General features: G+C 72.9%; 21 protein-coding genes. 7 read left to right on the top strand and 14 right to left on the bottom strand.

Going from position 1 to position 24259, the window contains the following annotated elements; genetic code table 11:
- The first annotated feature begins 28 nt into the window (after positions 1-28).
- Positions 29-1135, top strand: coding sequence for a glycosyltransferase family 2 protein (locus AC4MBH_RS19195; protein WP_491797000.1), 1107 nt, complete (start codon positions 29-31; stop codon positions 1133-1135).
- 13 nt (positions 1136-1148) lie between these two features.
- Here AC4MBH_RS19195 and AC4MBH_RS19190 read toward each other — a convergent pair whose 3' ends face one another.
- Positions 1149-2147 (bottom strand): endonuclease/exonuclease/phosphatase family protein, encoded by a 999-nt coding sequence (locus AC4MBH_RS19190; RefSeq protein WP_491796999.1) that lies wholly within the window; start codon positions 2145-2147, stop codon positions 1149-1151.
- An 82-nt stretch (positions 2148-2229) separates the two neighbouring features.
- Positions 2230-3429 (bottom strand): exonuclease/endonuclease/phosphatase family protein, encoded by a 1200-nt coding sequence (locus AC4MBH_RS19185; RefSeq protein WP_491796998.1) that lies wholly within the window; start codon positions 3427-3429, stop codon positions 2230-2232.
- Between the two features lie 98 nt (positions 3430-3527).
- Here AC4MBH_RS19185 and AC4MBH_RS19180 point away from each other — a divergent pair, with 98 nt between their 5' ends.
- On the top strand, positions 3528-4808 hold the full coding sequence (locus AC4MBH_RS19180) for a magnesium transporter MgtE N-terminal domain-containing protein (protein ID WP_491796997.1): 1281 nt from the start codon (positions 3528-3530) through the stop codon (positions 4806-4808).
- Complete coding sequence (locus AC4MBH_RS19175; protein WP_491796996.1) at positions 4801-5388, top strand: DUF1003 domain-containing protein; 588 nt, start codon at positions 4801-4803, stop codon at positions 5386-5388. Before AC4MBH_RS19180 ends, AC4MBH_RS19175 begins: the two co-directional genes overlap by 8 nt.
- 12 nt (positions 5389-5400) lie before the next feature.
- Here AC4MBH_RS19175 and AC4MBH_RS19170 read toward each other — a convergent pair whose 3' ends face one another.
- Both AC4MBH_RS19170 and AC4MBH_RS19165 read right to left on the bottom strand, forming a co-directional pair.
- A complete protein-coding gene (locus tag AC4MBH_RS19170; RefSeq protein WP_491796995.1) occupies positions 5401-5985 on the bottom strand; it encodes a hypothetical protein in 585 nt (194 codons plus the stop codon).
- A 57-nt stretch (positions 5986-6042) separates the two neighbouring features.
- Positions 6043-8106: a sulfatase gene (locus AC4MBH_RS19165; protein ID WP_491796994.1), complete on the bottom strand. Its 2064-nt coding sequence runs from the start codon at positions 8104-8106 to the stop codon at positions 6043-6045.
- A gap of 134 nt (positions 8107-8240) precedes the next feature.
- On the opposite strand from AC4MBH_RS19165, the gene AC4MBH_RS19160 reads away from it, so the two are divergent.
- Both AC4MBH_RS19160 and AC4MBH_RS19155 read left to right on the top strand, forming a co-directional pair.
- On the top strand, positions 8241-9404 hold the full coding sequence (locus AC4MBH_RS19160; RefSeq protein WP_491796993.1) for an Mrp/NBP35 family ATP-binding protein: 1164 nt from the start codon (positions 8241-8243) through the stop codon (positions 9402-9404).
- Positions 9405-9413: 9 nt separating this feature from the next.
- Positions 9414-9749 (top strand): sec-independent translocase, encoded by a 336-nt coding sequence (locus AC4MBH_RS19155; RefSeq protein ID WP_491796992.1) that lies wholly within the window; start codon positions 9414-9416, stop codon positions 9747-9749.
- Here AC4MBH_RS19155 and AC4MBH_RS19150 read toward each other — a convergent pair.
- Positions 9746-10282: a hypothetical protein gene (locus tag AC4MBH_RS19150; RefSeq protein WP_491796991.1), complete on the bottom strand. Its 537-nt coding sequence runs from the start codon at positions 10280-10282 to the stop codon at positions 9746-9748. The genes AC4MBH_RS19155 and AC4MBH_RS19150 overlap by 4 nt on opposite strands.
- Positions 10283-10411: 129 nt before the next feature.
- On the opposite strand from AC4MBH_RS19150, the gene AC4MBH_RS19145 reads away from it, so the two are divergent.
- Together AC4MBH_RS19145 and AC4MBH_RS19140 are read left to right on the top strand one after the other, a co-directional pair.
- Positions 10412-11035, top strand: coding sequence for a LysM peptidoglycan-binding domain-containing protein (locus AC4MBH_RS19145; protein ID WP_491796990.1), 624 nt, complete (start codon positions 10412-10414; stop codon positions 11033-11035).
- A complete protein-coding gene (locus AC4MBH_RS19140; protein ID WP_491796989.1) occupies positions 11032-11529 on the top strand; it encodes an Rv3235 family protein in 498 nt (165 codons plus the stop codon). Before AC4MBH_RS19145 ends, AC4MBH_RS19140 begins: the two co-directional genes overlap by 4 nt.
- A gap of 7 nt (positions 11530-11536) precedes the next feature.
- Here AC4MBH_RS19140 and secA read toward each other — a convergent pair whose 3' ends face one another.
- From secA to ahcY, 9 genes are all read right to left on the bottom strand, one after another.
- Positions 11537-14425 (bottom strand): preprotein translocase subunit SecA, encoded by a 2889-nt coding sequence (secA, locus tag AC4MBH_RS19135; RefSeq protein WP_491796988.1) that lies wholly within the window; start codon positions 14423-14425, stop codon positions 11537-11539.
- A gap of 61 nt (positions 14426-14486) precedes the next feature.
- Complete coding sequence (locus AC4MBH_RS19130) at positions 14487-15782, bottom strand: winged helix-turn-helix domain-containing protein (protein ID WP_491796986.1); 1296 nt, start codon at positions 15780-15782, stop codon at positions 14487-14489.
- A 239-nt stretch (positions 15783-16021) separates the two neighbouring features.
- Positions 16022-16714 (bottom strand): response regulator, encoded by a 693-nt coding sequence (locus tag AC4MBH_RS19125; protein ID WP_491796984.1) that lies wholly within the window; start codon positions 16712-16714, stop codon positions 16022-16024.
- A gap of 17 nt (positions 16715-16731) precedes the next feature.
- A complete protein-coding gene (gene hpf / locus AC4MBH_RS19120; protein ID WP_491796982.1) occupies positions 16732-17367 on the bottom strand; it encodes a ribosome hibernation-promoting factor, HPF/YfiA family in 636 nt (211 codons plus the stop codon).
- 343 nt (positions 17368-17710) lie between these two features.
- The gene (locus AC4MBH_RS19115) at positions 17711-18487 is read right to left on the bottom strand and encodes a ComF family protein (RefSeq protein WP_491796981.1); all 777 of its coding nucleotides are present in this window, start codon (positions 18485-18487) and stop codon (positions 17711-17713) included.
- Between the two features lie 66 nt (positions 18488-18553).
- Complete coding sequence (locus AC4MBH_RS19110) at positions 18554-20302, bottom strand: LpqB family beta-propeller domain-containing protein (RefSeq protein WP_491796979.1); 1749 nt, start codon at positions 20300-20302, stop codon at positions 18554-18556.
- A complete protein-coding gene (mtrB, locus tag AC4MBH_RS19105; RefSeq protein ID WP_491796977.1) occupies positions 20299-21963 on the bottom strand; it encodes an MtrAB system histidine kinase MtrB in 1665 nt (554 codons plus the stop codon). Before mtrB ends, AC4MBH_RS19110 begins: the two co-directional genes overlap by 4 nt.
- A gap of 3 nt (positions 21964-21966) precedes the next feature.
- Positions 21967-22680 carry an MtrAB system response regulator MtrA gene (gene mtrA, locus AC4MBH_RS19100; protein ID WP_491796976.1) on the bottom strand — a complete coding sequence of 238 codons (714 nt, stop codon included), beginning with the start codon at positions 22678-22680 and terminating at the stop codon, positions 21967-21969.
- An 82-nt stretch (positions 22681-22762) separates the two neighbouring features.
- Positions 22763-24196, bottom strand: a complete 1434-nt coding sequence (gene ahcY, locus AC4MBH_RS19095; protein ID WP_491796974.1) for an adenosylhomocysteinase — start codon at positions 24194-24196, stop codon at positions 22763-22765.
- Positions 24197-24259 lie beyond the last annotated feature (63 nt).

Below are 24259 nucleotides of genomic sequence, written 5' to 3'. Positions count from 1 at the left end.
CCGCTCCGACCGGTCCCCCGCCCAGCGGATGATCGTCACCGTCAGCACGGTCAAGGACCAGCTCCACAACGTCCAGCGCTACGTCGAGGGCAACCTCGCCGGCGGGGCGGACCACCTCATCATGTTCCTCGACGAGGGCGCGCCCGAGGTCGAGGCGTGGCTCGCGGCGCGACCCGAGGTGACCGTCGTGGTCACCGACCGGTCCTGGTGGCGCGGGGAGCGTCCGCGGCTGCTCAACCGCCGCCAGCGGGTCAACGCCAACCTCGCCAAGGCGGTCCTGGCCTTCGCACCCTGGGCCGACTGGGTCTTCCACGTCGACGCGGACGAGGTCGTCCGCATCGACCGCGCCCTGCTCGACGCGGTACCCGACCGGGTCGAGGCGGTGGGCCTGGAGCCGATGGAGGTGGTGAGCCGACTGCACCCCGAGGGCGAGCCGCGCCAGTTCAAGCGGTTGCTGACCCGCGACGAGCTCGACCTCGTCCACCAGCTGGGGCTCCTCGACGAGCCGACCAACTCGCTCTACTACCGCAGCCACATCGCCGGCAAGGTCGGCGTCCGGCCCCGCGCCGAGATGTGGCTGGGCATCCACAAGGCGGCCGACCGCGCCGACCACCGGCTGCCGGTGCTCCAGGACCCCGGCCTGCGGATGCTGCACTACGAGTCCTACTCGGGCGACGACTTCGTCCGGAAGTGGACCTCGATGGTCACCTCCGGCCCGGTCATGCACTTCGGGAAGTGGCGGATGCCGCTCGCGGAGGCGCTCAAGGCACTGGTGGAGATGGACCTCCCGGCCGCGACCAAGGCCCGCTACCTGGAGCAGATCTACCTGCGGTACATGGAGGACCCCGTCGACGAGCTCGCGCGGCTCGGGCTCCTCGTCGAGGTCGACGTACGCCGGCCCACCCACCCGCGCACGGTGCTGCCGGCTGCCGACCACGCCACCCTGGTCGAGCGGCTCGAGCTGCTGCGCACCGAGGACAAGTGGCAGTTCCTGCCGACCAGCGACGACGCGGGCACCGCGGGTCAGCGACTGCAGGGACTCTTCGGCGCCCGGCCGGTGCGGCCACCGCTCGCGGTGACCGCCCGCGCCCACGCACGCCGCGCGTCGGGCGCGCTGCGCCGTCGGCGCGGCTGACCCACCACCGGCGTCAGCGGTTGGCCGGCGGCGGCGGGCAGGTCGGCGTCAGGCCGGGCGGGATGACGGCGGTCGCGAGGATCAGCGGGTGGTCGGTGCTGCGGCGGATCTTCTTGCGGCGGTCGGCGACGTAGCCCTCGAAGGCCGTCTCGGAGGTGCCGAAGATCCAGTCGACCTGCATCGACCTCGGCGGACGGCAGCTGCCGGTCGCGTTGGTGCCACCGTTCGCCGCCACCATCGGGCTGCGCCGGGTGACGTGGCAGAAGGCCTTCTCACGATCGTTGAAGTCGCCGGTCCAGAACACCGGCAGACCCGTGGAGGCGCGCAGCCGGTTGACCAGGTCGGTCTGCAGCACCCGGCCCTGGGCGCGCCACCTGGCTGCCGACCCCCGGCTGTCGGAGGGGTTGTGGAAGTTCATGAAGTACGCCTGCTGCCCGGTGGTCCGGTGCTGCAGGAGCACCACCGGCATCCGCAGCAGGTCGCCGTCGAAGTAGGGCACCTTGACCCAGCTGGTCTTGAGCAACGTCCACTGCGCCGAGCGCCAGGCGATGGAGTTGCGCAGGAAGCCGCGGCCGTCGATGTTGCCCGGCCACATCGAGTACTCGTCGCGGGTCAGCCTGGTGAAGGTCCGGTACTGCGCCTTCTCCAGCTCCTGGAAGCCGATGACGTCGGCCCCGACGGTGCGCAGCACCTCGACCTGCCACGCCATCCGCTGCTCGCCCGAGGCCCAGCCGGGCCGGTTGCCGCCGGGAACGGTGTGGGAGTCACCGAGCACGTTGAGGGAGGCGATCCGGAACGCCGTGGCCGGCTCCTCGGCCCGTGCCCGGGTCTGCTGCGCGGCGGCGGGGGCGAGCTCGAGGCGGGCGGACCCGGCCGGGTCGGCGTCCCGGCCCGGGGCGACGGTCTGCAGCGCGACGGCGCCGAGCGCACCACCGAGCAGGAAGACCGCGGGCGTGGTCAGGAGCGAACGCCGCCGGCGTGGCGTGGTCGGGCGCGTGCTGAGGGGGACCATGAGCAACTCCAGGGAGGAAGCGTTGAGAGCCAGGAGCGCCTCACTATAGGCACTCTGGTCCCACCTGTCCCAGGAACCGCAGTCAGCCCTCCGCGGGGCAGTACCAGAACGCACCCCGGGTCGTGATCCGCGAGGTGCACCCGGGACGCTCCTCGACGCCGGGCAGCGTGGCGGTGGCCGTGATCATCGGGTGGTCGGACAGCTTCCGGTTCTCGGTGCTGTAGTCGGTCAGGAACCCGGAGAACGCCATGTCCCGGGTGCCCCAGATCCAGTCGACGTTCATCCGCGGGGGCGTCAGGCACTGGCCGTCCTCGTCGCGGGCGCCGTCGGCGGAGACCATGCCGCTCTGGCGGGCGAAGGGGCACGCGAACTCGCCGCGGTCGTTCATGTCGCCGGTGATGACCACGGGCGTCCCGTCGGCCGAGAGCCGACGTGAGAGGTCGGCCTCCATGGTCAGCGCCCGGGCCCGGAAGCGCGAGGCGTCACCCCGGCTGTTGGCGGGGTTGTGGTAGTTGCCGAACCACACCCGGCGCCCCGTCGCGCGGTGCTCGAGCAGCACGTGCGGCATCGCGCGGGGCTGTCCCCCGAAGTACGGGATCGGCGTCGTGGCGGCCTCGAGGAGCGCCCATTCGGCGTTGCGCCAGATGATCGAGTTGTCGGCTGCGAGCTCGCCGAGGGCGAGACCGGGGTAGATCCCCCAGGTGTCACCCGTCCGCCCACGCAGCCCGTTGACCTGCGGGCCCTGGACCTCCTGCAACCCGGCGACCGAGACGGACTTGTCGTCCAGCAAGCCGATCTGGCCGCCCAGCCTGTCCTCGGCGCTCCCGAACCCCCGGCGGCGGTCGGGCCCGCGGGTGTGGCTGGCCCCCAGCACGTTGAAGGACGAGACGACGAACGACAGCGCCTCGACCTGTCCGGAGGGGACCCGGGTGAGCCCCTTGCGGGCCAACCGCTCGTCGGTCTCGCCGAGGGTCGGGAGCGTGACCTCGGGCGTCGGCGGGGCGGTGGGCTTCGGCTTGGGCTTCGGCTTGGGCTTCGGCCTCGGTGTCAGCGGGGTCGGTGCCGGGGTGGACGTCTGCGTGGGGGTCGACGTCGACTCGGTGGGGCTCGCGCCCGCCGCCACGGGCTCGGTCTCGGCGCTGCCCGCGCGTTCGGACCACACCACGACCCCGACGACGGCCAGCACCAGCGCCACGACGAGCACGACGGTCAGGGCGGTGCTGAGGCCCGGGGCGTCCAGCCGGTGGGACGGCCGGTCCACGTCCGGCTCGGGCTGGGTCACGCAGCGAAGGATAGCCGCACCCTCGCCGCGCCCCCGCCGGGCCGGCCGCATCCGGGTGGTTGAATCTGGTCGGTGAGACACCGACGGGAGGAGGACCCGTGAGCAGCACCCCCACCCGCGTGTACGCCGCGCGTCTCGTCGGGCTCCCGATCTTCGACCCGCAGGGCGACCAGGTCGGCAAGGTCCGTGACCTCGTGGTCACGATGCGCTCCGAGGCCAGCCAGCCGCGGGTGCTGGGCCTGGTGGCCGAGGTGTTCGGACGCCGCCGGATCTTCGTGCCGATGACGCGGGTGACCAACGTCGACAGCGGTCAGGTCTACACCACCGGCCTGCTCAACATGCGTCGCTTCGAGCAGCGCTCCACCGAGACGCTGGTGATCGGCCAGATGCTCGACCGACAGGTGACGATCCCGGGCAGCGGGGACACCCGGATCGCCGGCACGGTCTACGACGTCGGCATGGAGCAGGGCCGCACCCGCGACTGGGTGCTGAGCCGTGTCGCGGTGCAGGAGCCGGCCAAGGCCCTGCGGCGCCGGGGTCAGACCCACGTGGTCGAGTGGCGCGACGTGCAGGGGCTGGCCAAGCCGGGCGGCGACACCCAGGGCGCCACCGCGCTCCTCCACGCCCTCAACGAGATGCGCCCGGCAGACGCCGCGACGATGATCCACGACCTGCCGGTGGAGCGCCGGACCGCGGTGGTGGCTGCGCTGGACGACGAGCGGCTGGCCGACGTGCTCGAGGAGCTGCCCGAGGAGGACCAGGTCGCCATCCTCGAGCGCCTCGACACCGAGCGCGCGGCCGACGTGCTCGAGGAGATGTCGGCCGACGACGCCGCCGACCTGATCGCCGACCTCCCGCCCGAGACCGCCGAGATCCTGCTCGGCCTGATGGAGCCCGAGGAGGCCGAGGACGTCCGGCGGCTGATGTCGTACGTCGAGAACACCGCCGGCGCGATGATGACGCCCGAGCCGGTGGTGCTCGGCACCGACGCCACGGTCGCCGACGCCCTGGCCCACGTGCGCAACCCCGACCTCACCCCGGCCCTCGCCGCGCTGGTCTACGTCTGCCGCCCGCCGCTGGAGACGCCGACCGGGCGCCTGATCGGCGTCGCCCACATCCAGCGGCTGCTCCGCGAGCCGCCCTCGACCCTGGTCGCCGGGGCCCTCGACGAGTCGATGGAGAACCTGCGGCCCGAGGCGACCATCGACCAGGTGGCGGCCCACCTGGCGACGTACAACCTGGTCTGCGCGCCCGTGGTCGACGAGAACGGCCACCTGCTCGGCGCCGTCACCGTCGACGACCTGCTCGACCACATGCTCCCGGCCGGCTGGCGCGACCACGCACTGAGCAGCGCCCCCGACGGGAGCCGTCGTGGCTGAGCGGCCGGGACGCCCGGAGGCGCGCGAGCGCCGGGAGCGGCTCGACACCCCCCGTGACAACCGGCGCCAGATCGTGAGGCGGCCGGCCTACGACTCCGACACCTTCGGGGTCTTCGCCGAGCAGTTCGCCCGGTTCATGGGGACCGCGACCTTCCTGGCCTACATGACGCTGTTCGTGCTGGTCTGGGTGGCGGCCAACGCGCTGCTGCCCGGGGGTGCGCAGTGGGACGGCTACCCGTTCATCTTCCTGACCCTGATGCTCAGCCTGCAGGCGTCCTACGCCGCCCCGCTGATCCTGCTCGCCCAGAACCGGCAGGAGCAGCGCGACAAGGTCATCGCCGAGCAGGACCGGCAGGCCAACGCCCGCGCCCACGCCGACATGGAGTTCCTGGCCCGCGAGGTGGCGTCGCTCCGGATGGCCGTCGGCGAGGTCGCGACCCGCGACTACGTGCGCTCCGAGCTGCGCTCGCTGCTGGCCGAGCTCGACGACCGCGTGGCCGACGTCGCACGCGGGCTGGACGAGGGCCCGGGCCTGCGCGAGCGCGTCAAGGACCGCCCGCCGCCTCCCCCGGGGTCCTAGCGCCGGCCGACGTCACTCCGTCAGGAGCCGGAACCGCTGCACGTCCCAGGCGCCGTCGTCCCCGCGCACCAGGTTGGCCTCGTAGTAGCGCCACCCGCCCGGCACCGCGCGCAGGATCTCGCCGGCGGGGTCGCGGACCTCGCCGGGCTCGGCCCGGACGGCGAACTGGTAGATCTTGATGTCGTCGTCGCCGGCCACCATCGTGACGTCGGAGACCACGGCCGGGCCGGGCAGGACCTCGCCGCCGGTGGCGTAGACCTCCTCGACCTCCCGCGCCAGGGCGTCACAGGTCGGGCAGTCGGTGTAGGTGGCACGGAACGCCGAGGTGCCACCGGTGGCCTGCATGCCGAGCAGCTCGGCGTGGAACCGCTCGAGGTAGGCCTTCGGCCCCTCCTGGGCGGGCACGGGCAGCCCCGTCGGGAACGACGGCGGGGCCGTCGGGGCGGACTCGGTCGGCGTGGTCGGGGCGGTCGGTGAGGTCGACGAGGCGTCGTCGGCCACCGGGGTGGTGCCGGACTCCGACCCGCACCCGGCCACGAGCAGGAGGGAGGTCAGCAGCACGCCGACGCCGACGGTGCGGAACGGCACGTGGTCCACAGGGGGCTCCTTCGAGGTTCGGTCCGTCGGCCCCGGCACACGCGCGGCCCCGACGCCTCACCGGGCGCGGGCGGCCTCGAGCTGACCCAGGACGACCGCTCCGCGGCGTACGGACGCACCGGCAGCGTAGCGCGTGGTCGACCGCACGGACCGCTCGCGGAGGTCGAGGGCGCCGGTCGTGTCGACCTTGAACAGGAACTCCCACGGGGCCCCGCGTCCCTGGTCGGCCCACGCCGCGACCGTGCTGCCGCGCAGCACGAACCCCAGCCGGGCGCCCGGGCCGGACAGGTCGACGGTGCCGTCCATCGAGTCGAGGCGCTCGGCGCCCTCGTCGCGGCGCTCGCCGTCGACCACGAGGTCCCAGCCGACGCCGCGCCGATCGTGGTCGTAGCGGACGACGACGTAGTTGTCGGCGTCGGCGAGCAGTCCCAGGAACGCCTCGGCACCCGCGCCGCGTGCCCCGAACCCGCCGAGGCCGAGCGCGGCGGCCACCGTGCCCGAGCCCGGGGCCCTCGGTGAGCGGAGGAGCGCGGCCGCCCGGCCCGCGCCTCGTCCCGCGATCCGCACCCGCCCGCCCGCGAGGGGCGCGGGGGCTGCGGGCGCCAGGCCGCCGAGCGCCACGACCGTCGCGTCGGCCCAGCCCGCCGGTGGCTCGGGCACGGCGTACGTCGCGCTCCCGGGGGCGTGCGGGACGACGTCGACCTCGCGCAGGTGCCGGGCGAGCAGGGCGCGGAGCCGACGGACCTCGGCGGGGCGGCTCACCGCCAGGTCGGTCCCCTCCCCCGGGTCACGCACGACGTCGTAGAGCTCGACGCTGCCGTCGCGCAGCTGCTCGATGAGCTTGACGTCGCCCGACCGCACCGCGGCGTGCGGGCGGGCCTGGCCGAGGTGGTGGGGGTAGACCCAGTAGAGCGCCTCGCGGGCCGCGAGCGCTGCGCTCGGCTGCCCCTCCAGGAAGATCGAGGCGAGGCTGAGGCCGTCGAGGCCGTCGCGGCGCTCGCTGCGGCCACCCGCGAGGTCGATGCAGGTGGGGAGCAGGTCGACGGTGTTGACGGGCGCGGTGACGTCGCGTCCGCTGCCCGGTGGGTCACCGGCCCACGCCGCGACCATCGGCACCCGGATGCCGCCCTCGAGGAGCCAGCCCTTCCCGCCGCGCAGGGGCAGGTTGGACGGGCGGTGGGGGCCTCCGTTGTCGGAGGTGACGACCACCAGCGTGAGGTCGGCGATGCCGCGCTCGCGCAGGGCCTCGACGACGGCGCCCACCTGGGCGTCGACCTCCGCGAGGACGGCCGCGAGACGGGGGCGGTTGGCCCGTTCCTCGGCGCCCGGCTTGGCGCCGTACGTGCGGCGCAACCCGGGCTCGGGCTGCAGCACCTGGTGCACGGCGTAGTTGGACAGGTGCACGAAGAACGGCTGGTCGGCGTGCCGGTTGACGAAGTCGACGGCCTCGAGCCCGAGACGGGCGGTCAGGTACTCCCCCGGCTCCCGGGCCGACACCGACGGTAGGTGCGCGTAGGGGTGCACGTAGTCGCCGCCGGCGACGTAGCGCTCCTCGCTCAGCAGCACCTCGTCGAACCCGTGGTCGAACGGGTTGCCGGGTCGCTCGTCGTACGGCCCCGCGTAGGTGGAGCCCAGGTGCCACTTGCCGATGAGCCCGGACACGTAGCCGTGCGGCTCGAGCATGGTCGCCACCGTGGGGTGGTCCGGCGCCAGGAACGCGTCACTGACCGCGTTCGCCCGGCGCAGGAAGTCGGTCACGCCGGTGCGAGCGGGGTAGCGGCCGGTCACCAGGGCGGCGCGCGTCGGTGAGCACACCGGGGCCGCGGCGTAGGCCTGCGTGAACCGCACGCCCCGGTCGGCCAGGGCGTCGATGTGCGGGGTCTCGTTGAAGCTGTTGCCGTAGCAGCCGAGCTCGGCCCACCCGAGGTCGTCGATCGAGATCACCACGATGTTGGCCGGCGCTCGACCGCGGAGCCCGGTCCGGCCCGGGCGGACGACGACGTCCGCCTCGCCGCCGCGCGTGCGCCAGGCCGTGACACCGGCCGCGCCCAGCCCGGCCGCCGCGAGCCCGGCGAGCACCGCCCGTCGCGCTGGTCGGGGCCCGACCGGCTGATCTGCCACGCAAGCCTCATCTCAGTCACGCCGGAGTCGGTCGACCGGTTCTACCACGGGGGTCCGGTGGAGACGCGGAACACACGGCCGGGGGCTCACCGGCGCGCGGCGACCCACCGCCGGTCACCTAGACTCGGGGCATCATGACTGCACCCACCCGTGAGCAGGTCGACGCAGCTCTCGCCACCGTCCAGGACCCCGAGATCAAGCGCCCGATCACCGAGCTCGGCATGGTCGACACGGTCGAGATCACCGACCAGGGGCTGGTCCGGCTCACGGTGCTCCTCACCGTCGCGGGGTGCCCGCTCAAGGACACCATCACCCGTGACGTCAACGGCGCGCTGAACAAGGTCGCCGGCGTCACCGACGTCGACCTCACCCTGGGCGTGATGTCCGCCGAGCAGCGCAGCGGCCTGCGCGAGACCCTCCAGGGCGGCCAGGCGCAGCGGGAGATCCCGTTCTCCCAGCCCGGCAACCTGACCAAGGTCTACGCGATCGCCAGCGGCAAGGGCGGCGTCGGCAAGTCGTCGGTCACCGTCAACCTCGCCCTGTCGATGGCCAAGCAGGGCCTCCAGGTGGGGGTCCTGGACGCCGACATCTACGGGCACTCGGTGCCGGCCATGCTCGGTGTGGGCGACGCGCGGCCGACCCAGGTCGACGACCTGATCATGCCCGTGCCGACCCCGTCGGGGGTCTCGGTCATCTCGATCGGGATGCTCAAGCCCCGGCGCGACCAGGTGGTGGCGTGGCGTGGCCCGATGCTCGACCGGGCCCTGGTGCAGATGCTCTCCGACGTCTTCTGGGGCGACCTCGACGTGCTGCTGCTCGACCTGCCGCCGGGCACCGGCGACGTGGCGATCTCGCTGGGTCAGCACCTGCCCGGCGCCGAGGTCCTCGTCGTCACCACGCCGCAGGAGGCCGCGGCCGAGGTGGCCGAGCGCGCCGGCACGATGGCCTCGATGATGCACCAGCGCGTGGTCGGCGTCGTCGAGAACATGAGCTTCCTCCCCTGCCCGCACTGCACGCCCGAGGGCAAGGACCACCGGCTGGAGATCTTCGGGTCCGGCGGCGGCGACCGGGTGGCCGCGACGCTGGGCGCCCGGTTCGGCTACGACGTCCCGGTGCTGGGCCGCATCCCCCTCGACATCTCGCTGCGCGAGGGGGGCGACGCCGGCAAGCCGATCGTCGACTCCGACCCGACGGCACCCGCCGCGATCGAGCTGAGCTCGATCGCCTCCCGGCTCTCCGGACGCGGCCGCGGCCTCGCCGGGATGCAGCTGGGCCTCACGCCGACCAGCAAGTTCTGAGGCCGGGTCGTGTTCGGGGTCGGCCTGCCCGAGCTGGCGGTGATCATGCTGGTCGCCGTCGTCGTCTTCGGTCCCGACCGGCTGCCCGAGCTGGCCAAGCAGGCCGGGGCGATCCTGCGCAAGCTCCGCGACTTCGCCAACTCCGCCCGCGACGACCTGCGTGAGGAGCTCGGGCCCGAGTTCGCCGACCTCGAGCTGCGCGACCTCGACCCGCGGGCCATCGTCCGCAAGCACATCATCGAGGCGATGGAGGACGCCGGCGAGGAGGCCGCCAAGCCGAAGAAGCGCGGCCTGCGCCCGCTGATGGACGGCGAGCTCCCGCCGTACGACCCCGAGAGCACCTAGCCCAGGCTCTGCACCGCCGCCACCGCGGCGTGGGCGACGAGCGTGACGCGCGCCGGGTCGCCCTCCAGGACCTCGGCGAAGTCCTGGCCCACGCGCCGCACGGTGCCGTCGTGACGCGTCCCGTCGACGCGGTGCACGACGCACCGCTCCCCCGCGTCGGCCAGCCGGCGCAGCGCCGAGCCGACGCCGAGCCTGGCCACGGCTGACCAGGCGACCTCGGGCACCGCACGCTCCGAGGCGCCGTCGACCGCGGCGACGGCGGCCAGCCGGACGATCCAGTCCTGCCCGCGCCCGGTCACCAGGCACCAGCCCTGGGCGACCCGGTCCAGACGCCCGGCCACCGGGCCGACCCCGGTCACGTGCAGGGTGACGTCGCGGTCGACCGAGGCCATCAGCCGGGCGGCGAGCGCGACCTGCTGGTACTCCGCGCGCTCTCGGTCGGCGAGCTCGGGCGCCCGGTCGGCGTCGTAGAGGCCCTCGGCCTGCTGCTCGAGGTCGTCGAGGAACGCGAAGAGCTCCTCCTCCCAGACCACGCGCCGACCCTATGTCGCCTCGGCCTCGACCCTGTGCACGAACGGTTGACGTCGAGCCCGAACGAGCGTTGAGTGACGCAAACGAAGCAAACAGGCGCAAACGCACAGATCGACGCACGAGGTCTCGGGATGAACCACCGGCTCCGCTGTCTCCTGGTGTGGCTCGCCGTCTCCGCGACGGCCGCCGCCGCCACCTGGTGGTCCTGGGGCGCGGTGCGGCCCGGGCGCGAGTTCGACGAGGTCGTCGCCTCCGTGGCCGGCGTCGCGCTCACCGGGTGCGCCGTGTGGGCGTGGCTGGTCGGCTCCGTCGTCGTCGTCCAGGCACTCCGGTCGGGCGGCCGGCCGGTCGCGCGGGTGCGCGGCGTACCGGGGTGGGCGGTGCGCGGCCTGCTCGCGGCGTGCGGGGTGGCGGCCCTGACGGCGCCGGCCGCCCACGCGGGCGACGACGCCGTCGACCGGCCCACGGGTGGGTCCGTCGACGGCCTGCCGTTCCCCGACCGTGCGGTCGGCCCCGCCCGGGCGCCGGGTCCGTCACCCGCCCCCGCCCCCGCCCGCACGGTGGTCGTCCGGCCCGGCGACAGCCTCTGGCGGGTCGCCGCCTCGGGACTGCGTCCCGACGCCGCAGACGCCGAGGTCGCCGCGGCCACCGCCGCGCTCTACCAGCTCAACCGCGACGCCGTCGGGCCCGACCCCGACCTGATCCACCCGGGTCTCCACCTCCGGATGCCCGGACCCCGAGAGGAGCCGACATGACCCCGACCACCACCACCGCCCCGTTGTTCCACGAGAACGTCGTGCCGCTGCGGCTGCCGATCCCCGTGGCGGCCACCCAGGGCACCCTCGCCCTCGACCTGGAGCCGCGGCTCGACCCACCCGGCCGCCCCGGCACCGACCTGCGCCGACGGCGCGAGGTCGACGGGTGGGCGCACCGGTTCGTCCAGGCCGCCGTCGAGATCGTGGGCGGCGACCGACCGAGCAGCCAGCTGCTGCGCCACACCAGCCGCGACGTGTACGCCGACCTCGAACGGCGGGCGCACCTGGTCGCCCGTGCCGGGGGGCACGCCCCCGGCGTCGCCCGCACCCAGCCGGTGCGACCGCGGGTGCTGTCGGTGCACACCTGCTTCGTGCGTGCCGACGTCGCCGAGACCGGCGCCCACGTGCGCTACGGCGAGCGGTCGCGGGCCGTCGCCGCCCGGTTCGAGCGCCGAGCCGGGCGGTGGGTCTGCACCGCCCTGGAGTTCGCCTGACCCGGCGTCAGCCGATGCGCGCGGTGACACCCTTCGGGCCGCCGGGGGCGCCGTGGCACATCTTGAACTTCTTGCCCGAGCCGCAGGGGCACTTGGCGTTGCGCCCGACCCCGGCGTACTCGTCGACGGGGGCCCCGGCGTCGCTCTCGACGACCTCGTTGTCACCGTCGATGCTGGGCGCCGAGGTGCGCAGGTTGGTCGGCAGCGGCTTGGTCTCCAGGCCCTTGGCCTTGATGTGCGGCGCCTCCTTGGTCAACGTCGGCGTGGCTGCCTGGGCAGGCTGGGCCTGCGACGGGAGCTCGCGGCGCAGCGGCTCGTCGACCTCGGCCTCGCCGCCACCGACACCGCCACCCAGACCGAACGGGTCGTAGGTGTCGTCGTCGGCCGCGGGCTCCTCCTCGACCTCGACCTCGAGGTTGAACAGGAAGCCGACGGCCTCCTCCTTGATGCCGTCCATCATCGCGTTGAACATGTCGAAGCCCTCGCGCTGGTACTCCACGAGCGGGTCGCGCTGGCTGTAGGCGCGCAGGTAGATGCCCTCGCGCAGGTAGTCCATCTCGTAGAGGTGCTCGCGCCACTTGCGGTCGAGCACGGAGAGCAGCACCCGGCGCTCCAGCTCGCGCATCACCTCGGGGCCGACCTCGGCCTCGCGGGCGTTGTAGGCGGCCTGCGCGTCGATCTGGAGCGTCTTGATGAGCTCGTCCTTGTCGAGCCCGCCCTGCGAGCCGCCGGCCTCGGCGACCAGCTCCTCGTAGGACACGCCGACCGGCCACAGCTGCTTGAGCGCGGTCCACAGCTGCTCGAGGTCCCACTCCTCGGCGAAGTCCTCGAGCGAGCCGCGCACGGTGCCCTCGACGACGTCGTCGATGAACTCGCGGACCTGGTCCTCGATGTCGGCGCCCTCGAGCACCTCACGGCGCTCGCGGTAGATGACCTTGCGCTGGCGGTCCATCACGTCGTCGTACTTCAGGACGTTCTTGCGGGACTCGAAGTTCTGCGACTCGACCTGGCCCTGGGCGTTGGCGATCGCGTTGGTGACCCGCTTGTTCTCGATCGGGACGTCGTCGGGGATCTTGAGCATGGTCAGGACCCGGTCGACCCACTCGGACTTGAACAGCCGCATCAGCTCGTCCTCGAGCGAGAGGTAGAACCGCGACTCGCCGGGGTCGCCCTGACGACCGGACCGACCGCGCAGCTGGTTGTCGATGCGGCGCGACTCGTGCCGCTCGGTGCCGACGACGTAGAGGCCGCCGAGGTCGCGGACCTCGTCGTGCTCGTTGGCGACCTGCTCCTTGATCCGGGCCAGCATGTCGGGCCAGGCCGCGTCGTACTCCTCGGCGGTCTCGCCGGACGGCTCGAGGCCCTGCTTGCGCAGCTCGGCGTCGGCGAGGAACTCCACCGAGCCGCCGAGCATGATGTCGGTGCCTCGACCGGCCATGTTGGTGGCGACCGTGACGGCGCCCTTGTGGCCGGCCATCGCGACGATCTTGGCCTCGTCGGCGTGCACCTTGGCGTTGAGGACCGAGTGCGGGATGCCCTTGCTCTTGAGGTTGTCGGAGAGGTACTGCGACTTCTCCACCGACACCGTGCCGATCAGGACCGGCTGACCCTGCTCGTGGCGCTCGACGATGTCCTCGATGACGGCGTCGTACTTCGCCTCCTCGGTGCGGTAGACGAGGTCGGCCTGGTCCGCCCGCACCATCGGCTTGTTGGTGGGGATCGGGACGACGCCGAGGCTGTAGATCTTGTCGAACTCCGAGGCCTCGGTCATGGCCGTACCGGTCATGCCGGAGAGCTTGTCGTAGAGGCGGAAGTAGTTCTGCAGCGTGATCGTGGCGAGCGTCTGGTACTCCTCGCGGACCTGCACGCCCTCCTTGGCCTCGATCGCCTGGTGCAGGCCGTCGTTGTAGCGCCGGCCGGCGAGCATGCGGCCGGTGTGCTCGTCGACGATGAGCACCTCGCCGTCGATGACGACGTACTCCTTGTCGTTGCGGAACAGCTCCTTGGCCTTGATGGAGTTGTTCAGGAACGAGATCAGCGGGGTGTTGACCGACTCGTAGAGGTTGTCGATGCCGAGGTGGTCCTCCACCTTGGTGATGCCGGGCTCGAGCACCGAGATGGTGCGCTTCTTCTCGTCGACCTCGTAGTCCTCGTCGAGGACGAGCTTGGTGGCGATCTTGGCGAACTCGTCGTACCACTTCACCTCGTCCTGGGTCGGACCGCTGATGATCAGCGGGGTCCGCGCCTCGTCGATGAGGATCGAGTCGACCTCGTCGACGACCGCGAAGTTGTGGCCGCGTTGGACGCACTCCTCGATGGAGCCGGCCATGTTGTCGCGCAGGTAGTCGAAGCCGAGCTCGTTGTTGGTGCCGTAGGTGATGTCGCAGGCGTAGGCCTCGCGGCGCTCGGCCGGGCGCATCTGCGGCAGGATCACCCCGACGGTGAGGCCGAGGAAGTGGTGGATGCGGCCCATCTGCTCGGACTGGAACTTGGCGAGGTAGTCGTTGACGGTGACGACGTGGACGCCCTTGCCCGACAGGGCGTTGAGGTAGGACGGCAGGGTCGCGACCAGCGTCTTGCCCTCACCGGTCTTCATCTCGGCGATGTTGCCGAGGTGCAGCGCGGCGCCACCCATGATCTGGACGTCGAACGGGCGCATGCCGGTGACCCGGCGCGACGCCTCACGGACGGTCGCGAAGGCCTCGGGCATGATGTCGTCGAGCGTGGCCCCGTCGGCCAGCCGCTCCTTGAACTCCCCCGTCATCGCCTGGAGCTCGTCGTCGCTCATCGCCTTGAACTCGTCCTCGATGGCGTTGACGGCCTTGGCGAGGGTCTCGAGCTGGCGCAGCGTCTTGCCCTCGCCGATGCGGAGGAGCTTGTCGATGATGGCGGGCACGTCGGTGACATCCTCTGTTCGGCTGAAGTCGGGGTGCGGGCCCAGGGGGCCGCGTTCCATCCTAACGAGCGGGGCCCGAGGACCGTTCCTCGGCGGCGACGTCGGTCGCCATCTCGGCTGCCACCTCGGCTGACACCTCGGCTGACACCTCGACTGACAGGGCCGGGGCCAGGTCGCCCCGGCCGGCGACCACGACCTCGTCGAGACCCAGCCAGGACGCCGCGCGTCGCAGCTCGGCGGCCAGCGCGGCGGCGGTGTCGGGGGGCGCGCCGTGCTCGGCGTACGCGCCCGGGACGAGCAGGCGTCCGGTGGCGCGGTCTGCCTTGAGGTCGACGCGGGCGGCGAGCCCGTCACGCAGCAGGAAGGGCAGCACGTAGTAGCCGTGGACCCGCTTCTCGGCCGGGGTGTAGATCTCGATGCGGTAGTGGAAGCCGAAGAGCTGCTCGGCCCGCTCGCGCTCCCACACCACCGGGTCGAACGGGCTGAGCAGGGTGGCGACGTCGTCGAACCCGGCCGCCCGCGGTCGCCGCGCGTCGCGGTGGAGGTACGCCGGGCGCCGCCACCCCTCGACCGCCACCGGCTCGAGCTCACCGGCGGCGACCAGGGTGGCGACGGCGCGGGCCGTGTCGTCGGTGCGCATCCGGTAGTAGTCGGCCAGGCAGCGCACGGTGGCGACCCCGTGCGAGCGCGCCGCGGCCCGGACCAGGGCGAGGTGCTGCTCCTCGACCGTGACGGCCGGCGCCGCCAGCACGCTGTCGGGCAGCACCTGCTCGGGCAGTGCGTACCTGATCTCGAACTGGTTGTTGCGACCGGCGATCGCGACCTCGCCGGCGGTGTAGAGGTAGTCGAGCACCCGGCGGGTCCGGGACCAGTTCCAGCCCCAGTGCTCCTTGCTGCGCGGCAGCCCGTCGTCGAGGTCGCGCGACGTCGACGGCCCGCGCTCGGCCAGCTCGGCCAGCAGCCGGACCTCGAGGTCGTCGTCCTCGGCCACGAAGGACCACTTGCCCCGCCGCGCCCGGTAGGCCTCCCGCCGGTGGGCCATCGCCGGCCACAGCTCCACCGGCATGAACGCCTGGACGTGCGCCCAGTACTCCACCAGCCGCCGCTGCTGCCGCCCCGACGCCGCCCGGTCGAGCAGCCCGGTGTCGTAGGGACCCATCCGCGAGTACAACGGCATCTGGTGGGCCCGCGCGAAGACGTTGACCGAGTCGACCTGCAGCACCCCGGTCCGCGCCACCGTGCGCGCCAGCGTGCGCATGGTGGGCGGCACGTGCGGGCGGTCGAGGAACCCCTGCGCCGCCAGCGCCACCCGGCGCGCCTGGGCGCGGGACAGCGTCTGGGTCGTCGTCGGGGTCACGGTGTCGGTTCTACCGGACGCGGCGGACAATCCGCGTCCTGATGTACGCCGGTCGAGGAAGTTGCGCTAGCAACTGTCTCGAGACCCAGACGAGCGCTACCGCACCGAGGAACGCCCGGGGGTTTCGAGACGCGTCGCTGCCGGCTCCTCCGTCGCCGCCAGCCGACGCTCCTCGACCTTCGCTGCTGGTCCTGAGCTCGAGCCGCACGGCCTCGCGGGCTCGTCCGAGCGGCACTACCTCAGGGCAGCTCGAGCAGGTTCTCGCGGACGGCGTACATGACGGCCTCCATGCGGGAGTGCAGCTGCAGCTTCTCCAGCATGTTGCGCACGTGGTTCTTGACCGTGTTCTCGCTGATGAACAGCCGCGCGGCGATCTCCTTGTTGCTGAGGCCCTGGGCGACCAGGCGCAGCACGTCGAGCTCGCGCTCGGTCAGGCGCAGCGCCGGACCGGTCTCGCGCTCGGGACGCGACATCTGCTTGAACTCGTCGATCAGCTTGATCGCCATCGAGGGGCTGATCAGCGACTGGCCGTCGGCGACGACCCGGATGGCCTGGGCGACCTCCTCGATCGAGGAGTCCTTGAGCAGGTAGCCGGAGGCGCCGCTCTTGACGGCCTCGTAGAGGTCGGCCTCCTCGTCGGAGACGGTGAGCATGATGATCTTCGCCGACGGGACCGCCTGCTTGATGGCCAGGCAGGCCTCGATGCCCGAGCGCTTGGGCATCCGGACGTCGAGGAGCACCACGTCGGGCGCGGCGGTCTCGGCCAGGGTCGTGCCCTCGACGCCGTCGCCGGCCTCGCCGACGACCTCGAGGCCGGGTTCGACCGCGAGGAGCATCGTGAGGCCGCGACGGAAGAGCTGCTGGTCGTCGACCACCAGCACCCGGATCGGCTCCCGCTCGGGCGTCTGGGACTGTCCTGCGACGTCGGGCACGCGACGACTATCCCACGTCAGGACTCGGTGTCGCCGCTCAGGTCGAGCGAGATCACGCCGTAGTCGTAGCCCTTGCGGAGGTAGACGACCGACGGACGCTCGCTCTCCTTGTCGACGAAGAGGTAGAAGTCGTGCCCGACCAGCTCCATCTCGTACATCGCCTGGTCCAGCGTCATCGGCTCGGCGGCGTGGGTCTTCTCCCGCACCACCAGCGGGCCGTCGCCGACCACGTCGATCGGTCCGACCGCGCGGTCCTGGGCGTCGGCGGACTCGACGTCCGACGTCTCGATCGGCAGGGTCTCGACCTCGGCGAGGGCCTGCCCCACCGAGACGGGCGCCCGGCGGCCGTGGTGGACGCGGCGGCGGTCGGCGGCGCGGCGCATCTGCGCGGCCATCTTGTCGATCGCGAGGTCGAGGGCGCCCATCTGGTGGTCGGCAGCGGCCTCGGCGCGGACCACGGGCCCCTTGGAGAACGCCGTCAGCTCGACGTGGACGGACTTCTCCTGCTGACGGGGGTTGGCCTCGCAGTTGACCTCGACGTCGATCCGCTGGATCCGGTGGTCGTGCTTCTCGAGCTTGGCCAGCTTCTCCTCGCAGTGACCCCGGAACGAGTCCGTGATCTCGCAGTGACGCCCGGTGACGACAACATCCATGGTGAACCTCCCGCTAGCGATTGGTTTCTCGGTGGTGCGCGTGCAGAGGAGCCCGTCCGGCCGACCTGGTCTTCGACCCCACAACCGCCTGCTGAGGCTCTCGCAGCTCAGTGCCACTACTGGCCTTCTCCCGACGCCCCCAGCACCTGACGGCACGGGGGCAGGCCGCATCTGACGGCCGGGACGGGGCAGGACTTACCACTAAGCCGCACCGTGATCCTCCTGCCCGCGAGGGCGAGGAGTTACGTGGGCCGTTTTGCCTGCGACTGGCATCGGCTTGCCGGCACGGGTCGGAACCCGGGACGACGCAACCACGGACCCGGACGGACTCCATGAACAGACGTTAGTGGGTGTGTCCCAGGGGCGGAACCTCTGGGTCGCAGTTGGGACCGCGATCCACCCTCGCGGGCGAACGTCGGGCGGTCGCCGCCACCACGGCCACCGCGAGCACCTCGACGCCGACCGCCGCCAGCGCGCGCTGGGCCTCGCGGGCGGTGCTCCCGGTGGTGAGCACGTCGTCGCACACGACGACGTGGGCTCGCACCCCACGGCGGGCCAGCGACCGCAGCGCCGCACCGCGCACGGCCATCGAGCCGGCCAGGTTGGCGCGCCGGTCGTCGCGGCCGAGCCCGGCCTGGTCGACGACGCCCGGCCGGGTGCGCAGCAGCGTCGCCACCGTGGCCGGGGCCCCCAGCGCCCGCGCCGCGGCCCGGGTGGTGGCGAGCATCGGGTCGTGCCCGCGCGCGCGGACCGCGGCCCGCCGCGAGGGGACGGGGACCAGCACCACCGCTCCCCCGGCGTCGGCCCCCACCCCGGCCCCCACCCCGGCATCGCGCAGCGCCGCCGCCACCGAGCGGGCGAGCAGCCGGCCGAGCACCGGGGTGAGCGCGAGGAGCCGGTGCTCCTTGTGCCCCAGCACGAGGGCGCGGACCAGCCCGTCGTAGGGCGCCACGGCGTACGGCGCCACCAGCCCCGGCGGCGGTGGGGTCGGCCAGTGGGGTGTCGCGGTGCTCGGCAGGCCGGCCCGGCAGCCGGGGCAGACCAGTCGCCCGGGCACACCGCAGCCCAGGCACGAGCCGCCGAGCAGCAGGTCGGACGCGGCGTCGCGCAGGGAGGCCATGCCCCGATCGGACCAGGTGCGGCGCCGGCCGACCAGGGACCGGCGCCGGGCTGTGGAGGACGCCGCTCAGCCGGCGTAGCCGACGTGGGTGGGCGGGTTGCCCGCGAAGCCGTAGCTGCGGCCGTCGACGAGGTCGACCAGGCTCGTCGGGGTCACCACGTACGTCGGCAGCCCGAGGACCGGCGACCCGGCCAGGCCGGAGACGGGCCCGCGGACGGGCACCTGCGCCAGCTCGGAGACCCCGGGCGACCCGTCCACGCCGACGGTGCGCACCTCGTAGACCTCGTCGCCGGCGATCGGCGTCAGCAGCGCGACGGTGGTCGGCGAGGTCCACGCGACGTCGTCGATGCGCAGCGGCAGGTTGGGCTGCACGTCGATCGGCCGGGTACGACGCACCCGGCCGACCGCGCCGGTGTCGTCCATCTCCACCCGTCCCACGACGAGCCGGGCGCGCTTGCCGACGACGGCCACCACCCGGGTGCCGTCGCGCGAGACCAGGAAGGACCGGACGTCGGCGCCGCTGACGCCCTGCACGTCGAGCACCCGGTCGCGGCCCTCGGCCAGCACGTGGACCACGGCGCCCTGCGGGGTGCGGTCGACCACCCAGATCCGGTCGGCGAAGTCCCAGGCGGGCGGCAGCAGCTCGGTGCCGCGCAGGGCGACGGTCACCGGCGGCTCCTCGGCGTCGTCCGGCGGGGTGGCCAGGTCGGCGACGAGCAGGCTCCGGCCGCCGAGCCCGACGCCGGCGGCCCGCGTGTCGTCGAGGTTGACGGTGGCGGTGCGCAACGGCGTCCTGCCCGTGCCGAACGGGCCGGGGACCGGCTCGAACGTGGTGTCGTCGCGGACGTTCAGGACCCGGTCCTGCACGGCGTACAGGTCCTCGGACGGGTCGGGTCCGTTGGGACCGAACGGGTCGGACTCCTCGACGGGGTAGAGCTCGTCGCCGCCGGGTCCGCGCACCACCTGACCGCCCAGGGTGACGCGGAGCGACCGGATGCGCGGCTCCTGGCGCAGCGTCGCCGCCAGCTGTGCGAGCAGCTGCTCGCCGCTGGTCACCCCGAGGTCGACCTCGGGCCCACCTCCGAGGTCGACCTCGGCGACGCCGTCGTCGGAGACGGGGACCGAGAGCCCCGGGTCGAGGCCCGCCGGCACGTAGGAGCGCACCACCCGTTCCAGGTCGCGGCCGGGGCCCTGGAGCAGCCGGGCGACCAGGCTCGAGGCGAGCTGCTCACCGCGCGGCACGAAGACGGGCTCGGGCACCAGGATGCGGCCGGTCGGGTCGAAGAAGTACAGCGAGGCCGGCCGGAAGCGCTGGACGAACCACTCGCGCGGCACGACCAGGGCGTCCGGCGGGTTGGCGATCCGGTACTCGCCGTCCTCCAGGGAGAGCTCGAGGCGCAGCGTCGCCTCCTCCGGGGACAGCCGGCCCAGGAAGGCACCCGACCGGCTGAGCCGCTCGGCCGCGAGCAGCTCGACGGTGACCTGGAGCCGCTCGTCCTGCGGCGGCTGGTTGGCGTCGTAGACGATCGTCGACGCCTCCGGCTCCCACTCCGCGGCGGCCGAGGCGGTGAGGAACTGCCGGGCCACGTCGGCGCGGATCGGCGAGGCCGTCATCGCGTCGAGGAAACCCTCGACGACGGCGGTCGAGCTCATCCCCTCGGTCGGCGGGACGGCGTTGTAGTCGGGGGCGCGGTCGTCGTCGACCGACGAGCTGGCGCCGGCGTCGACGACCGGTCCGGCGTCGGGCAGCCCGGTGCACCCGGCACCGACCAGCCCGGTGAGCAGCAGCACCAGCCCCACCACCGCGCGCCTCACCGCCAGGCTCCGCTCGGTCGTCCGGTCCGCTCGTCGGAGGCGTCGACGGCGTCCGCGGGCTGCAGCGGCAGCGGGCTGCGGCGCAGGGCGAACCCGGCACGGCGCGGCAGGGTGAGCCGGAACTGCGCGCCGGCGCCCGGACGTCCCCAGGCCTGCAGCCAGCCCCCGTGCAGGTGGGTGTCCTCCAGGGCGATCGAGAGCCCGAGGCCGGTGCCGCCGCTGGTGCGGGCCCGGGCCGGGTCGGCGCGCCAGAACCGGTTGAAGACCATGGCCGACTCCCCCGGCTCGAGGCCGACGCCGTAGTCGCGCACCGCGACGACGGAGGCGTCGTCGTCGGCGTCGAGCCGCACCACCACGCCCGGCTCGCGGCCCCCGACGGCGGCGTGGTCGATCGCGTTGGTGAGCAGGTTGCGCACGATCCGCTCGACGCGGCGCCCGTCGGCCTCCGCGAGGCAGGGCCGGCCGGCGTCCTCGATCGCGATGGTCACGCCACGCTGGTCGGCCAGGGCCCGGGTGCTGTCGATGACACGGCGCACCACGTCGCCCAGGTTGACGTCCTCGAGGTCGAGGACGGCGGCACCCGCGTCGAACCGGCTGATCTCCAGGAGGTCGGCCAGGAGGACCTCGAACCGGTCGAGCTCGGTCTGCAGCAGCTCGGCGGCGCGGGCCGTGCCGGGGTCGAACCGCCCGCGGGCGTCGTGCAGGACGTCGCCGGCCATCCGGACGGTCGTGAGCGGGGTGCGCAGCTCGTGGGAGACGTCGGAGACGAAGCGGCGCTGCACCCGGCTCAGCTCCTCCAGCTGGCGGATCTGGCGCTGGAGGTTGCTGGCCATCTGGTTGAACGACGTCGCGAGCCGCGCGATGTCGTCCTCGCCCCGGACCCGCAGCCGCTCCTGGAGCCGGCCGGCCGCGAGGCGCTCGGCAACCTGCCGGGCGAGCCGGACGGGCGCGACGACCTGCCGGGTCACCAGCCAGGTCAGGCCCGCGACCAGCACCAGGAGCAGGACGGCCGCCGTCAGCAGCGCCCGGGTGACCAGGTCGAGGGTCTGCTGCTCGTCGTCGAGGGGGTAGAGCAGGTAGAGCGCGTAGGTCTTCCCGTCGGCCGGCAGCCGGACCTGCGACCCCACCGCCACGCCGGGACCGTGGTCGACGACCTCGCCGCCGTCGCGGGTGACGATCCGGGTGTAGGTCCAGGCGGGCGGCGCCCCGATCGACGACAGCCGCGCCTGCAGGTCGGCCGGCACGCTCGCGGCCAGGTCGAGCCCGGCGCTCGAGCTGGCCACCCCCTGCTCGATCGGGCTGCCGGTGTCGACCGGCCCGGCCAGCACGACGCTGTAGCCGCGGGTCTGGCCGCGCTCGATGATCGGGCCGGCGAGGACCCGCAGCTGGGCGGCGACGTCGCGCTGCAGGCCGGAGGCCGCGGCGAGCCGCTCCTCGGCGTCGGTGGTCTCGTTGACCGACTCGGCGACGACGGTGTCGACGCGGTTGTCGAGCAGCCCGTCGCGGGTCTCGCGGAGCAGGAACCAGCCGACCGCGCTGATCACCACGGCCGAGAGCACCAGGGTGCTGACCACGACGCGCGCCTGGGTCGAGCGCCGCCAGAACGTCAGTGCCCGGCGTACGCCGTGGGGCAGGCGGGGACGGCGCCGCGGGCCGGCCACGGGCTAGACCTTGCCGGCCTTGTAGCCCACGCCGCGCACGGTCACGACGATCTCGGGGTGCTCGGGGTCGTGCTCGACCTTCGACCGCAGCCGCTGCACGTGGACGTTGACCAGGCGGGTGTCGGCGGCGTGGCGGTAGCCCCACACCTTCTCGAGCAGCATCTCGCGGGTGAAGACCTGCCACGGCTTGCGGGCCAGGCACAGCAGCAGGTCGAACTCCAGCGGCGTCAGGCCGATGGTGCTGCCGTCGCGCGTCACCGCGTGACCGTCGACGTCGATCTCGAGGTCGCCGATGCTCAGCGACTCCTGCTGGCCGGCCTCGTTCTGCTCCGTGCGGCGCACCCGCGCCCGGATGCGGGCGACGAGCTCCTTGGGCTTGAACGGCTTGACGACGTAGTCGTCGGCCCCCGACTCGAGACCGACGACGATGTCGACGGTGTCGCCCTTGGCGGTGAGCATCACGATCGGCACCCCGGACTCCGACCTGATCTCCTTGCACACGTCGATGCCGTCGCGGCCGGGGAGCATCAGGTCGAGCAGCACCACGTCGGGCCGGTAGTCCCGGAACGCCCCGAGCGCCTGGTCGCCGCGCGCCACCGTGCGGGAGTCGAAACCCTCCTGGCGCAGGACGATCGAGAGCATCTCGGCCAGCGCCGCGTCGTCGTCGACGACGAGCACGCGACCATGGGTCGCCAGGTCGCTCGCCGCGTCGGTCATGGATCCCATTCTGTCAGGTGCCCGAACGCGGCGAACGCCACCACGGTGTCCGTGGTGGCGTTCGCCGGGTGGTGCCAGGCCGTCAGTAGCGGTAGGCCTCGGTCTTGTAGGGACCCTGGACGTCGAGGCCGAGGTAGGCGGCCTGGTCGTCGCTCAGCGTGGTGAGCTTGACGCCCAGCGCACCGAGGTGGAGGCGGGCGACCTCCTCGTCGAGGTGCTTGGGCAGCACGTAGACGCCGACCGGGTACTCCTCGGTCTTGGTGTAGATCTCGATCTGGGCGAGCACCTGGTTGGTGAACGAGTTCGACATCACGAACGACGGGTGGCCGGTGGCGTTGCCGAGGTTCATCAGGCGGCCCTCGGACAGCACGATGATGGCCTTGCCGTCGGGGAACGTCCACAGGTCGACCTGCGGCTTGACGGTCTTGCGCTCGGCGACACCGTCGGCCTCGAGGCCGGCCATGTCGATCTCGTTGTCGAAGTGACCGATGTTGGCGACGATCGCGTTGTGCTTCATCGCCCGCATGTGGTCGACCGTGACGACGTCGCGGTTGCCGGTGGCGGTGACGATGATGTCGGCGACGGGCAGGGCCTCCTCGAGGGTGGTGACCTGGTAGCCGTCCATCGCCGCCTGCAGCGCGCAGATCGGGTCGATCTCGGTGACGACGACGCGTGCGCCCTGGCCGCGCAGCGACTCCGCCGAGCCCTTGCCGACGTCGCCGTAGCCGCAGACGACCGCGACCTTGCCGCCGATGAGGACGTCGGTGGCGCGGTTGATGCCGTCGATGAGCGAGTGGCGGCAGCCGTACTTGTTGTCGAACTTCGACTTGGTGACCGAGTCGTTGACGTTGATCGCCGGGAAGAGCAGCGTGCCCTCGCGCATCATCTCGTAGAGACGGTGCACCCCGGTGGTGGTCTCCTCGGTGACGCCCTTGATCGAGTTGGCGATCGGGCCCCAGTGGTTGGGCTTCTCGGCGAGGACCTTGTTGAGGACCTCGAAGATGATCCTCTGCTCGCCGCTCTTGGCGGAGGCCGGGTCGGGCGCCACGCCGGTCTTCTCGGCCTGGACCCCGAGGTGGACGAGCAGGGTGGCGTCGCCGCCGTCGTCGAGGATCATGTTGGGCAGCTCGTCGCCCCAGTCGAGGATCTGCTGGGTGCACCACCAGTACTCCTCCAGGGTCTCGCCCTTCCAGGCGAAGACCGGTACACCGGACGGCTCGTCGACGGTGCCCTCGGGCCCGACGACGACCGCGGCCGCGGCGTGGTCCTGGGTGGAGAAGATGTTGCACGAGGCCCAGCGGCACTCGGCGCCGAGCGCGGTGAGCGTCTCGATCAGGACGGCGGTCTGGATCGTCATGTGGATCGACCCGACGATGCGGGCGCCGGCGAGCGGCTGGGAGTCGCCGAAGCGCTCGCGCATCGCCATCAGGCCGGGCATCTCGTGCTCGGCGAGGAGGATCTCGGTGCGGCCGTAGTCAGCCAGGGAAAGGTCGGCGACCTTGTAGTCCATCGTCATCTCCAGAATGGGTGCGACTGCGTCTGCGCCGCGCATCTGCGCGTCGTCGGGATCTCCCACGCG

The organism is Nocardioides sp. WJ219, from assembly GCF_058559815.1.
Note: the sequence above shows the minus strand (reverse complement) of the source record. Positions and strands in the feature narration are given on the sequence as shown.

Excerpts from the sequence above, each read along its gene's own strand:
- AC4MBH_RS19160 (WP_491796993.1), top strand. The coding sequence starts at position 8,241 with ATGACTGCACCCACCCGTGAGCAGGTCGACGCAGCTCTCGCCACCGTC.
- mtrA (WP_491796976.1), bottom strand. The coding sequence starts at position 22,680 with ATGACCGACGCGGCGAGCGACCTGGCGACCCATGGTCGCGTGCTCGTC.
- AC4MBH_RS19115 (WP_491796981.1), bottom strand. The coding sequence starts at position 18,487 with ATGGCCTCCCTGCGCGACGCCGCGTCCGACCTGCTGCTCGGCGGCTCG.
- AC4MBH_RS19195 (WP_491797000.1), top strand. The coding sequence starts at position 29 with ATGATCGTCACCGTCAGCACGGTCAAGGACCAGCTCCACAACGTCCAG.
- AC4MBH_RS19145 (WP_491796990.1), top strand. The coding sequence starts at position 10,412 with ATGAACCACCGGCTCCGCTGTCTCCTGGTGTGGCTCGCCGTCTCCGCG.
- ahcY (WP_491796974.1), bottom strand. The coding sequence starts at position 24,196 with ATGACGATGGACTACAAGGTCGCCGACCTTTCCCTGGCTGACTACGGC.
- AC4MBH_RS19140 (WP_491796989.1), top strand. The coding sequence starts at position 11,032 with ATGACCCCGACCACCACCACCGCCCCGTTGTTCCACGAGAACGTCGTG.
- hpf (WP_491796982.1), bottom strand. The coding sequence starts at position 17,367 with ATGGATGTTGTCGTCACCGGGCGTCACTGCGAGATCACGGACTCGTTC.
- AC4MBH_RS19190 (WP_491796999.1), bottom strand. The coding sequence starts at position 2,147 with ATGGTCCCCCTCAGCACGCGCCCGACCACGCCACGCCGGCGGCGTTCG.